Raw genomic sequence first — 13,211 nt, 5'->3', positions numbered from 1 at the left:
GTCAAGGTGGTATTCTCTTGTAACGGCTCGGAGAATAATGTTAATCTAAGATCAGCCGTTCGCGGTACAAAGGGGTTGGAATGATGGGAAATATACAGGTCGCATTGTCGATCGTGCTAATGTTTTTCTTATTGGTTTCGTTGCATGAATGGGGGCACTATTATTTCGCCCGCCGGGCGGGGATCTTGGTGCGCGAGTTCGCGATCGGATTCGGGCCTAAGTTATTTTCCATCAAACGCGGGGAAACTCGATATACCCTAAGATTGCTTCCGATTGGCGGATTCGTGCGAATGGCCGGCGAGGACCCGGAAGTGGTCGAGGTTCAGCCTGGACAAACCTTGGCGGTAAGGGTGAACAAAGACGATGTCGTCACCCGCATTTACTTGGACCGTTTGGATGAACGTTCGGGCTCCGGCGTCATGCGCGGAGAAGTGAAATCGCTCGATCTGGAGAGAGACTTATACATTGCGCTGGATGTCGACGGAGAGATCGAACGGTATTCCGTGCATCCGCAGGCGCTCATTATCGCACGGGGCCGGGAGACGCAGATCGCGCCTATCGACCGCCAATTCGGTCACAAACCGGTAGGCAAACGCGCGCTTGCAATCTTTGCGGGACCTGTAATGAACTTCCTGCTCGCCTTTGTATTATTTGCCGCTTATCTGATACAGGTCGGAGTGCCGCTAGAAAACTCGTCTAAGGTGTTCATCTCGAAGGTGCTTCCCGATACGCCAGCGCAACAATCCGGTCTTGCGGACGGGGATTGGGTGAAGTCGGTAAACGGCGAGCCCATCGGAGGCGACGTTCAGAAGTTCGTCGATCAGATCAACGCATCCGCCGGCAAGCAAATGAACTGGATCGTGGACCGGGACGGCTTGGACGTTCCGATTAAAGTAACGCCGGATCCCGAAACGGGGAAAATCGGCATCTACCCTGCAGGCGAGATGAGAAAGCCAGGCGCCGGAGAGACCTTGAACTTCGCTAGCAAATCGATGGTGGAGATGACCGAGCGAATTTTCGAGGGCTTCCGGAAACTGATCTTCGGAGAGTTCAAGCTGGATGACCTAGGAGGTCCCGTGAAAACAACGCAGGTGAGCGTTGAAATCGCTAGAGAAGGCATCGACCAGCTTACGTTATGGGCAGCCGTTCTAAGCTTGTATCTCGGGATATTCAATTTGCTGCCGATACCGGCGCTCGACGGAAGCCGACTGCTGTTCCTTGGCATAGAGGCGGTACGAGGGAAGCCGATCGATCCGAATCGCGAAAGCATGGTGCATCTAGTGGGGTTTGCCATGCTCATGCTACTGATGCTCGTGGTTACCTATAACGATATCGTTGGATTAGTGAAAAATTAAGCCGTTTAAAGCGTTTCGTAAGAAACGCACATCGTAAGCATTAGCTAGCGTTTCGTGAGAAACGAATTTCGTGAGCATAAGCCAGGAGTTGGGGGATCACCATGTCGAAGGATAAAGGATTCGTAACGGAGATTACGCCGCAGAGCGAGGATTTCTCCCGTTGGTATATCGACGTTATCAAGAAAGCCGAACTAATGGATTATTCCCCGGTTCGGGGCTGCATCGTATTTCGTCCGGACGGCTACGAGTTATGGGAGAACATGCAGAAGGAGTTAGACCAGCGCTTCAAGGATACCGGACACCGCAACGCGTATTTCCCGCTGTTCATTCCTGAGAGCTTCTTTAACAAAGAGAAGGAGCACGTGGAAGGATTTAACCCGGAGCTGCCTTTCGTAACGGAGGCGGGCGGAGAGCAGCTCGAAGAGAAGCTCGCGATTCGTCCGACCTCGGAGACGATGTTCGGTCATATGTACGCGAAGTGGATTAACTCTTATCGCGATTTGCCGCTGCTCATTAATCAATGGGCGAACGTCGTGCGCTGGGAGAAAAGAACGTTGCCGTTCTTGCGGACAAGCGAATTTTTGTGGCAGGAAGGCCATACCGCTCACGAGGACGAAACGGATGCGCGCAAAGAAACGATGCAAATGCTGGACGTCTATACGGACTTCGTACAGAACGTACTAGCCATTCCGGTTATTAAAGGTCAGAAGACGCCTTCGGAACGTTTCGCGGGAGCGGTAGACACTTTCTCCATCGAAGCGATGATGAAAGATGGCCGCGCCGTACAAGCGGGAACGTCCCATTATCTCGGAACGAAATTCGCCGTTGCATTCGATATTAAATATTTGGATCGCGAGAATACGCAGCAGTTCTGCCATACGACCTCCTGGGGCGTTAGCACGCGTTTGATCGGCGCGCTGATCATGGTTCACGGCGATGACCGCGGACTTGTTCTGCCGCCGAAGGTCGCCGCTACCCAAGTCGTCATGATTCCGATTGGTCCTCCGAAGACGAGAGAGGTCGTCATCGGCAAGACGGACGAGCTGTTCGCGCAATTGAAAGCGGCCGGCATTCGCGTACGCGTCGACGATCGCGCGGACGTATCACCGGGCTGGAAATTCAACGAGTACGAGATGCGGGGGATCCCGATCCGTCTGGAGCTCGGTCCGCGGGATTTGGAGAACGGACAATGCGTGCTCGTGTCCCGCGTAAGCGGAGAGAAGAAGTCCGTTTCGCTGGATAATTTGGTCGCGGAAGTGCAATCGCTTCTGGCGCAAATTCACGACGACATGTTCGCTCGCGCTCTTGCGTTCCAACAGGAAAACTTCTTCTCCGTCGATACGCTGGACGAATACAAAGCGGCGATGGATGAGAAGAGAGGTTTCGCGCTTGCGGGTTGGTGCGGATCGGAAGCTTGCGAGAAACAAGTGAAGGAAGAAACCGGCGCGACGAGCCGGAACATTCCGTTCGAGCCTGCCGAGCAAAAGTCCAAATGTCTCGTGTGCGGCGATGATGCGGCACACACGGTAGTATTTGCTAGAGCTTACTAATTCGTATGCGAGAGGACCTCAAAACCCGCTGTAAGCGGGGATTGAGGTTCTTTTTAGAAAGAGCGCTATGCAAAAGGAGCAACCAACGATGACGAGTATTTTGATCGTGGACGATGATTCTAACATTCGCAAGTTGATCTCTTTATATTTAAGAAACGAAGGATTCGATACGATCGAGGCGGGCGATGGCGTTCAGGCACTGATCAGCATGGAGCGGCAGCCTGCCGATCTAATCATTATCGATATTATGATGCCGAACATGGATGGATGGGAGCTGTGCAAAGCGATTCGCTCCCGGTTTCCGGAAGCGCCGTTCATGATGGTAACCGCGCAAGGAGAATCCGAGCAGAAGGTGAGAGCGTTCCGGCTCGGAACCGATGATTACATGGTCAAGCCGTTCGATCCGGTTGAACTGGTGTTCCGGGTCAAAGCTTTACTAAAGCGTTATCGGATCGCGACTTCTCAGATCATTAGGCTGGGCGACATCGTGCTGGATCGTGGATCTTACAAAGTTTTTCGCGGGAACGAACAATTGATATTGCCTAATAAGGAATTTCTTTTACTGTTCATGCTGGGAAGCTATCCGGGGCAAATATTGACCCGCGAGCAACTGATCATGGAAATTTGGGGGATAGACTACGAAGGAGATGATCGTACGGTAGACGTTCATGTGAAACGCATTCGTGAACGGTTCTCCGGCGACGAGCGCCACTTTCGGATCGCTACCGTACGCAGTCTCGGTTATCGGCTTGAGGTGGCGAAATGACCCGCACGTTGTACTTCCGTGTCGCGCTAACGTTTCTTGCCGCGGTGATCGCGGGAATGACTATCGCGGTGTTGCTCGGTTTGTTGTTTTTCGAGAAGGAGCTCGACGAGACGGGTCACCGGGATTTGCTAGCAGCAGGCAGAGAAATCGTACAAGTTTATAGGCAGACGAATCCAACCGATATGGCCCCATTCATGACAAGTATGGCTAAGTTAAGCTCTTATGATCTAGATCTGTATGCGACGAATGGCTCTCATCAATATTTTCCTTATGAATCCGGTCAGCTTCATCAAACCAATATCCGCACGGAAGCCGTACAATTCGTTCGGAAAGGCAACGTATACCTTTCGAACGCGCAAGATAACGAGACGTTAGTCGGTCTGCCGTTTCTCATTGGCGACGAACATCTCGCATTATTCGTGTCCCCTTCCTCCAAGAACGAATCGGCTATCTTCAGGCTGCTAGGCGCCATTTTGTTTATCGCGCTTGCGATCGGCGGTCTCTTCGTTCTCTTGGGCGCGAAATATATCGTTAAGCCGATTAAAGCGTTGACGTTAGCGACGAATAAGATCGCGAACGGAGATTACGACCTCGCGCTCGCCACGGATCGTAAGGACGAGCTCGGTACGCTCGCCCGAAGCTTTACCGAAATGACGGTTGGTCTTCGGCAACTGGAGAACATGCGCAAAGAATTCGTTTCTAACGTCTCCCATGAAATTCAATCGCCGCTGACGTCTATCTCGGGTTTTGCCAAGGCACTGAAGGACAAACGCCTTGTTCCTGAAGATGAACGCGAACAAGCGTTGGAAATTATCATCGCGGAAAGCGGGCGTCTATCCAAATTGGGCGACCATCTGCTGAAACTCGCCTCGCTCGAGTCCGAGCGTCATCCTCTGGAGCTAGAACAATATCGGCTCGATGAGCAGCTCCGACAATCGGTTGTCACGAGCGAGCCTCAGTTGTTGGCCAAGAACATTCGTATTGAATTGGAACTTCCGCGAGGTTCTTATTCGATCCTGGCCGACCGGGAGCTGCTGAGCCAAGTGTGGCTTAACCTTCTCGGCAACGCCGTTAAATTCACGCCGAAAGGCGGCCGCATTTGGATTCGGCTTCAAATCGATCCAGGTTCGGCTGGTTATTTCGTCACGATTAGAGATTCCGGCATCGGTATCGCTTCCGAGCATCTCGGGCGAATTTTCGAGCGTTTCTATAAGGGCGATACTTCCAGAAGCGAAGGCGGAAATGGTCTAGGGCTGGCAATCGTTCATAAAATCGTCTCCCTCCACGGAGGAAAAGTCGAAATGGATAGTATCGTTAAGCAAGGAACGACGGTAACCGTACATCTCCATCGGACAGTTCCTAACGAAAAGAAACGCTAAATTCAGTTCACGCTCCGTTCATATTTCTCTCTTATGCTACGTTTTGTACCGCGCGGACAGAGAAAAAGTAAACAGAGGTGAACGGAATAATGAGTTTTATCGGCACGATTGATTCGATTAAGTGGCTTACCGTCTACACCGCATTTCTAATCGTACTCCAGTTGTTTGTGTTGCTTCGTTATGCTTTGCCGATCAAAAATCAGGTTAGAGCGTTCGATTTCGTTCCGAGCGTGGGTGTGCTTGTTGCACTCGTTAGCTTGTTAATCGTCGGAGACGCTTCGCTTCCCGCCCTAGTCCTCTATGGACTGACGGTCTTGCAGTTTCTGCTCACGCTTCAAAGATTATTCCAACGGAAACGCCCATGGGTTCCATCCCGCAAGCCGCTCATTCGAGTCGTCCGAATGGCCATTGGTTTGCTCGGAGTCATCCCTATCTCAATATCGCTTATGTACGCAGGGGTATTGCGGTACAATCCGACCAGCGAATTCGGCGAGCTCGGCTACGCTGAAGCGTTCGTTCGCATGAACGATAGACTATCGCGCGAGTATCCGTTCGGCGAATGGAAAAACATCGATTGGCGAGCATTGCGGAACAAATACGAACCGATCTTCGCGAAAGCGGACCAGGACTCGGACGAAGCCGCATATTACCGGACGCTGCGAGAATACTTGTTTTCGTTCAAGGACGGGCACGTAAAAATCGCAAACGAAAACGTCTACGATGGCAATAACCACTTTTATGATTCGGTCGGCGGAGGATTCGGCATCAGCGTCGTAAAGCTCGATAACGGGGAAGTGCTTGCCAGCTTTGTGATTCCGGGCAGTCCGGCCGATCTGGGCGGCATGAAACCGGGGGCGGAAATTGTCGGTTGGAACGGCATGACAGCGGAAGAAGCGTTCGAGCGTACCTCTTGGAGCGATGCAAATTCGGCTACGATCGAGGCGATAGCCGAAAATAAAGGTCGTTTTATGGCGCGGGCCAAAGTCGGTAATTCCGTACGAGTGGAGTTTCGTAATCTGGGGGAACAACGACTTATTGCAACAAAATTAACGGCTTACGACGACGGATTCGAGACGTTAAAACGTACGAAACCAAAGCTAACCGAAGCCGATTTGAAAGTGTCCCCCGTAGAAAGCCAATGGCTTGACAACGGAATCGGCTACGTGAAAATTAAGCATTTGTTATCAAGCCCGGGTGTCATCTCTCCGACAAAAAGCGTTGGTGAAGCGATTCGAGGCTTTCTGGAGAAGCAGGTAAAAGGTTTGATTATCGACTTAAGGAACAACCCTGGAGGTGAAGATCAAATGGCCGCCGACATCGCCGCATTTTTCGTCCAAGAACGGCAACATTACGAAACGGTAAGTTATTACAATCGGAATTCGGGACGTTTCGAGGTCAATCGCAATGAAATCATCTCCGTGGTACCACGGGAGCCTTATTATGGCGGTAAAATCGCGATTCTGATCAACAATCGTACGGGCAGTTCGGCAGAAGGCATTCCTCTGGCGCTGGACGGCTTGCCCAACGTTACGGTCATCGGTTTCACGCCATCCGCGGCTTCCTTCGGCATTATGAGCAGCCCCATCGAAATCGAGCTGCCCGGAGATCTTGCCGTACATTTTCCCGACGGCAGATCGCTTGACGAGAAGGGGCGGATTCAAGGAGATTCCAACGGCGCGGGCATCGGGGGAGCGATTCCCGACATTCGGATTCCTCTTAACGAAGACACTTTTCGAGAACGTTATCTGGAAGGCCGGGACGTCGAATTGCAGAGCGCAATCGAAGCGTTAAGCAGATGATCTACGAATATAAATCTACGAAAGCGGTCGAGATTATGTATTGCTCGCATATGGTCATTCAGGTAGAATAATAGAAAGCGTAACGTTAGCTTCTGATTGAAGACGGTTTACGGATGCATGTGCATCGGACCTTTTTCACGGAAGCTTTTATATTTACCGGGTGTGGGACAGGAGAGGAACGTGGGGATGCAGCCGACGGAAGATCAACGAAAACGGTTCGAGGTACTGCTGCAACAGGCGGAGCTGCCGACCGAGTGGCTAGGGCAACATTTTCGGGACGGTCATATCGAGAAGGTGGAAATCAGCCGTTCCAGCAAGGAATGGACCTTATATATCGGGAAGAATACAATAATTCCTAAACCCATTTATACCGGATTCGCGGAGAGGGTTAAGGCAAAGCTCGGACATATCGCGGAGATCGGCATGATATTCAACTATGCGCCTACCGTGACCACGCAGAGTATCGTTCAGGAGTATTGGATGGTATTCGTGGAGAGGATGCAGCAAGAAATCGCTTCGGTCAACGGATGGCTAGCGAAAGCCGACGTGGGCGTGGAAGGCGACATCCTTACGATTACTTTACTTAACGATACGAACTTAGGGCTTGCGCGAAAAAAAGAAATCGACGTATATGCCGCTAAATTTTTCGAGGAACGATTTCTTCGTCCTTGTCGGGTAAAGCTCGCGGTTGGAGAAACAAAGCCGGAAACTTACTCCGAGTTCACGCAGAAAATCGAGCAGGAAAATCGAGAGGCGATCGAGCAACTGATGGCCAGCGCGAGAGAGGAAGTTCCGGTAGAGGAAGGCGAAGCTCCGCAAACTCTCGCTCACGGTTACGAGATCAAGGAACCCGCCGTTCCGATACAGGAAATCCGCGAGGAAGAGAAGAAGGTTACCGTGCAGGGCGTGATCTTCGGCTTGGAGACGAAGGAGCTTAGAACGGGCAGCACTTTGTTCCAATGTTATATTACCGATTTCACGGATTCGTTGTCGATTAAGATATTCGGCAAAAACAAAGAAGACGTCAAGATGCTCGGCTTGCTCGCTAACGGCAAATGGGTGAAGATGCGAGGCAAGATCGAATACGATCGGTTTCTTAACCCTCCCGAGCTCGTTATGTTCCCGAACGACATACGCGAGATGATGCCTCCTGCCGAGCCTAAGGACACTGCGGAGGAGAAACGGGTCGAATTTCATCTGCACACGACGATGAGCACGATGGACGCGGTAACTCCCGTCGACGTCTACATTAAGACGGCGGCGAAGTGGGGGCATAAAGCGATCGCGGTCACGGACCACGCGAACGTCCAATGTTTCCCGGATGCGGCCAAAGCCGGGAAAAAACACGGCATTAAAGTAATGTTCGGAGTGGAAGCGAACGTTGTCAACGATGCCGTCCCTATGGTTATTCAGCCAAGGGAGCAAAGCTTGGCGGACGCCGAATACGTCGTGTTCGATATCGAGACGACGGGGCTTTCGGTGACGAACAACAAAATCATCGAGCTCGCGGGCATCAAGATGGTGAACGGACAGGAAGTCGACCGATTCGAAACGTTCGTGAACCCGCATGAGCCGATTCCTTATAACATCCAACAATTAACGAACATCACGGATGAAATGGTCGCGGATGCGCCGGAACTCGAACCGAAGCTGAAGGAGTTCATCGCCTTCATCGGGGATGCCGTTCTCGTCGCTCATAACGCGAGGTTCGACGTGGGTTTCATGCAGGAAGCTTGCAAGCAACACGGCCTTCCTCCCATCTCGAATCCCGCGCTGGATACGTTGGAGTTGGCTCGGTTCCTGCATCCTTCGATGAAGAATCACCGATTAAACACGCTAGCATCGCTATACAAGGTTTCATTGGAAAATCACCATAGAGCTATCGACGATACGATTGCTTTGGGCGGCATCCTGACCGGTTTGCTGAAAGACGCTATGGTCCGCGGCGTAACGGAGTTAAATGCGTTGAATGAAGTTAACGATAATAGTTGGAAAACGACCCGTCCGTTCCATTGCGGCGTCTACGCGCTGAACGCGGTCGGCAAGAAAAACTTATTTAAGCTCATTTCCTTATCCCATACGGATTATCTAAACCGCGTTGCATGTATTCCGAAGAGCAAGCTGATCGAGCATCGCGAAGGTTTGCTGGTCATATCGGGCTGCGAGAAGGGCGAATTGTTCGAGACGGTGCTGAACAAGTCGCAGGAAGAGGCCGAGGAAGTGGCGGCGTTCTACGACGTACTGGAAGTTCAGCCGATCGATTTCTACCTGCATTTGCTGGACAAAGGTTTAGTCGCCAGCCGGAGCGCCTTGGAAGAAGCGTTACGCCGCATTTGCCGAATCGGCGAGAAGCTGACGAAACCCGTGATCGCGACCGGGAACGTGCATTACCTCGCGCCCCGGGAGAAAATATTCCGCGACATTACGATTCATGGCATTACGGGGTTCAGTCCGCTGAAAGACCAGCGCAAACCGGATGCGCACTTCCGAACGACCGCGGAGATGCTGGAAGCTTTCCAGTTTCTCGGCGCCGAGAAAGCGTACGAAGTCGTCGTCAAAAATACGTCGGAGCTTGCGGACCGGTTCGAGGAAATCAAGCTGTTTCCGGACAAGCTGTTCACCCCGATTATCGAAGGGGCGGACGACGAAATTCGCAATACTTGCTACGATACCGCTAAGAGCATGTACGGAGACGAATTGCCGCAGCTTGTTATCGACAGGCTGGAAAAAGAGCTCGTTCCGATTATCAAATTCGGATTCTCGGCCAACTATCTGATTTCCGAGAAACTCGTGAAGAAATCCAACAAAGACGGATATCTCGTTGGATCGAGGGGGTCCGTAGGCTCTTCCGTCGTCGCCATGTTCCTGGGCATTTCCGAAGTTAATCCGCTTCCGGCGCATTATCTGTGCGTGAACCCGGAATGCAAACACAGCGAATGGTTTCTGGACGGCAGCGTGCCAAGCGGGTTCGATCTGCCGGACAAGGCTTGTCCTCATTGCTCTACGATTATGAAAGGCGAGGGTCAAGATATTCCTTTCGAAACTTTCCTCGGTTTCAAGGGAGATAAAGTTCCTGATATCGATTTGAATTTCTCGGGCGAGTATCAGCCGACGGCTCACAATTTCACGAAGGAGATGTTCGGCGAGAAAGGCGTTTTTCGCGCGGGTACGATAGGAACCGTGGCGGAGAAAACCGCGTTCGGCTTTACGAAAAAGTATGAGGAAGAACAAGGGAAATCATGGCGGGGCGCGGAGCTGAATCGATTGGCGGCCGGCTGCACGGGAGTTAAACGCAGCACGGGTCAGCATCCGGGGGGAATCGTCGTCGTTCCGGATTACATCGAAGTGGAGGATGTCACTCCGGTGCAGTTCCCTGCGGACGATAAAAACTCGGAGTGGAAAACGACCCACTTCGATTATCATGCCTTCGAGGATAATCTTCTGAAGCTCGATATCCTGGGACACGACGATCCGACGATGATGCGGATGTTGCAGGATTTGACCGGGGTAGACCCGACTACGATTCCGATGAACGACCCTAAAGTCATGAGCATGTTCAACTCCGTGACGGCGCTAGGCGTCAGCCCGCAGCAAATTCGCTCCCCCGTCGCTACCTTCGGCGTGCCGGAGATGGGAACACGGTTCGTAAGGCAGATGCTCGAAGAGACGAAGCCGTCCTCCTTCGCCGATCTGCTGCAAATCTCGGGGCTCTCGCATGGAACGGGAGTATGGCTCGGCAATGCGCAAGAATTGATCAAAAATAATACTTGCACGATTAAGACGGTTATCGGTTGCCGTGACGATATCATGCTATTTCTTATTTATAAAGCCGGAATGGATGCATCGCTTGCGTTCAAAATTACGGAAAGCGTCCGGAAAGGCAGAGGGTTAACGCCGGAGTGGATCGAAGAGATGAAGCGATGCAAGGTGCCGCAATGGTACATAGATTCTTGCCTGCGCATCGAGTACATGTTCCCGAAAGCCCATGCCGCGGCATACGTCATTTCGGCAGTCCGCACGGCCTATTTCAAACTTTATTATCCGATTGAATATTATGCGACTTATTATTCGGTTCGCGCGGCCGATTTCGACGTGGAATTGTTCTGCCAAGGGTATGACGCGATATTGAAGATGCTGCTGGAAATCGAAGAGAAAGGTTTCCAAGCGACGACGAAAGAAAAGAGCATGATCTCGATCCTCGAGATGGGGCTGGAGATGACCGCCAGAGGACTGAAGTTCAAATCGGTCGATCTATATCGTTCGGAAGCGACGCGCTTCATTATTGATGGAGATAGTCTGATTCCTCCGTTCGGAGCGATCGCCGGCGTCGGCGAGAATGCCGCCCGCAACATAGCCGCATCCCGGGAAGAAGGGGATTTCCTGTCGATCGAAGACTTCCAGCAACGGTCCAAAGCGAGTAAGACGATCGTGGAAGTGTTGACCGGTTTAGGGACTTTCAGAGGGCTTCCCGAATCCAACCAGCTCATGCTGTTCTAAGGGCGAGGGGGGCGGCACGGCAGGAAAGTTGTGGTTGCCAGCGGCTTTAAGGTTATGTTATATTAATTTTGGTAATCATGTGGATATCACTGTCTGCAGAAGAGTGGGGAAACCCACTCTTTCCGTTTTGTCTGCGGATCTTTAAGGTTATCAAAGGCTGCAGGAATCCATTTGGAGCATCGGGAGGTCAACCATTTTGAATTCACCGCAAATCAAGTCCATCGTGGAAAACTTCGCAGCTTCCTATCTGGAGGAGAATAAGTTGGAACTCGTGGACGTGGAATACGTGAAGGAAGGCAGCAACTGGTTTTTGCGCGTTTACGTAGACAAGGAAGGCGGCATCGACATCGACGATTGCGGCCGGGTTTCCGAGTTCGTAAGCGGGAAACTGGATGAGCTGGATCCGATCGAGGAAGCGTATTTCCTGGAAGTAAGTTCTCCTGGCGCCGAAAGGCCTCTCAAGAAGGCAGAGGACGTCGCGAAAGCAGTCGGAAAACACGTATTCTTAACGACTTACGAACAGATTAACGGGGCCAAAGAGTTTGAAGGAAGGCTTGACGAGTTCGACGGAACGACCTTAATCGTGACGATAGGACGCCGCAAACAGGCCATCCCTTACGATAAAGTGGCCTCCGCAAGGTTGGCCATTGTTTTCTAATTAACCATTACAGTGATGGCAAATCGCCACGATAACGTGAGGCGATTTCGCGCACAATAGGAGGAATCAATCAAGACATGAGCATGGAGTTCATCGAAGCGCTGTCCGAAATCGAGCGCGAGAAGGGCATTAGCAAAGACGTCCTGATCGAAGCTATCGAAGCGGCACTTATCTCCAGCTACAAGCGTAATTTTAATACAGCTCAGAATGTTCGCGTCGACATCAACCGGACTACGGGACAAATTAAAGTATACGCTCGTAAGACGATCGTGGAAGAGGTTCTTGATCCGCGTCTGGAGATTTCGTTGGAGGCATCAAGAGCAATGAACCCGCATTATCAGCTGGATGATATCGCGGAGATCGAAGTTACGCCAAGGGATTTCGGCAGGATTGCAGCCCAAACGGCGAAACAAGTCGTTACGCAACGGATTCGCGAAGCAGAACGCGGACTCATCTATCATGCTTTCGTAGATAAAGAGCAAGATATCGTTACGGGTATCGTGCAACGGATGGACTTGCGCAATCTTTACGTCGATCTTGGCAAGGTGGAAGCGGCATTGCCGTTAACCGAATTGATGCCGACCGACAAGTTCAAGCAAGGGGATCGCGTGAAATCCTTCATTACGAAAGTGGAGAATACGAGCAAGGGCCCGCAAATCATTCTTTCGCGTACTCATCCGGGCTTGCTGAAACGGTTGTTCGAGCTTGAAGTGCCGGAAATTTTCGACGGCACCGTGGAAATTCGTTCGGTCGCCCGCGAAGCCGGTTTTCGTTCCAAGATCGCCGTCTATTCTCGTAACGAAGAAGTAGATCCGGTAGGATCTTGCGTCGGTCAACGCGGAATTCGCGTTCAATCGATCGTTACGGAGCTTAAGGGCGAGAAGATCGACATCGTGAGATGGTCCGAATCCATAGACGAATATGTCGCGAACGCGCTCAGCCCGTCGAAGGTATTGGAAGTGATCGTATTCGAAGCCGAGAAAATGGCTCGCGTCATCGTACCCGATTATCAACTTTCGCTCGCGATCGGCATTAAAGGCCAGAACGCTCGTTTAGCTGCGAAATTGACCGGTTGGAAAATCGATATTAAGAGCGAAACGCAGGCCGAACAAGAATACGGTCGTCCGAAATCGACCGGAGCCACGATGCACCAGGACAGCGTATCCATCGACTGAGTCTTTCGCTTACGTGATGCGTTTCTTACGAA

The 13,211-nt window shown here is 51.7% G+C and carries 8 protein-coding genes; all 8 read left to right on the top strand.

The features are described from left to right. The first annotated feature begins 83 nt into the window (after window positions 1–83). The 8 genes from rseP (at window position 84) to nusA (ending at window position 13,179) form a co-directional block, all read left to right on the top strand. The gene (rseP, locus tag HH215_RS09250) at window positions 84–1,355 is read left to right on the top strand and encodes an RIP metalloprotease RseP (protein ID WP_169284306.1); all 1,272 of its coding nucleotides are present in this window, start codon (window positions 84–86) and stop codon (window positions 1,353–1,355) included. Between the two features lie 101 nt (window positions 1,356–1,456). Beyond that, window positions 1,457–2,905 (top strand): proline--tRNA ligase, encoded by a 1,449-nt coding sequence (gene proS / locus HH215_RS09245; protein WP_169279637.1) that lies wholly within the window; start codon window positions 1,457–1,459, stop codon window positions 2,903–2,905. 88 nt (window positions 2,906–2,993) lie between these two features. Beyond that, window positions 2,994–3,671 carry a response regulator transcription factor gene (locus HH215_RS09240; RefSeq protein WP_169279636.1) on the top strand — a complete coding sequence of 226 codons (678 nt, stop codon included), beginning with the start codon at window positions 2,994–2,996 and terminating at the stop codon, window positions 3,669–3,671. After that, complete coding sequence (locus tag HH215_RS09235) at window positions 3,668–5,050, top strand: sensor histidine kinase (protein ID WP_169279635.1); 1,383 nt, start codon at window positions 3,668–3,670, stop codon at window positions 5,048–5,050. The genes HH215_RS09240 and HH215_RS09235 overlap by 4 nt, the downstream gene beginning before the upstream one ends. Before the next feature lie 89 nt (window positions 5,051–5,139). Continuing rightward, window positions 5,140–6,849, top strand: coding sequence for a S41 family peptidase (locus HH215_RS09230; protein ID WP_169279634.1), 1,710 nt, complete (start codon window positions 5,140–5,142; stop codon window positions 6,847–6,849). A gap of 186 nt (window positions 6,850–7,035) precedes the next feature. Continuing rightward, window positions 7,036–11,346: a PolC-type DNA polymerase III gene (locus tag HH215_RS09225; RefSeq protein ID WP_169279633.1), complete on the top strand. Its 4,311-nt coding sequence runs from the start codon at window positions 7,036–7,038 to the stop codon at window positions 11,344–11,346. Between the two features lie 196 nt (window positions 11,347–11,542). Then, a complete protein-coding gene (rimP, locus tag HH215_RS09220) occupies window positions 11,543–12,004 on the top strand; it encodes a ribosome maturation factor RimP (protein WP_169279632.1) in 462 nt (153 codons plus the stop codon). A gap of 77 nt (window positions 12,005–12,081) precedes the next feature. Then, on the top strand, window positions 12,082–13,179 hold the full coding sequence (gene nusA, locus HH215_RS09215) for a transcription termination factor NusA (RefSeq protein ID WP_169279631.1): 1,098 nt from the start codon (window positions 12,082–12,084) through the stop codon (window positions 13,177–13,179). The last annotated feature ends 32 nt before the right edge of the window (window positions 13,180–13,211 follow it).

Source organism: Cohnella herbarum, from assembly GCF_012849095.1.
Classification (GTDB): Bacteria; Bacillota; Bacilli; order Paenibacillales; family Paenibacillaceae; genus Cohnella; species Cohnella herbarum.
This window is presented reverse-complemented; position numbering and strand designations above follow the sequence as displayed.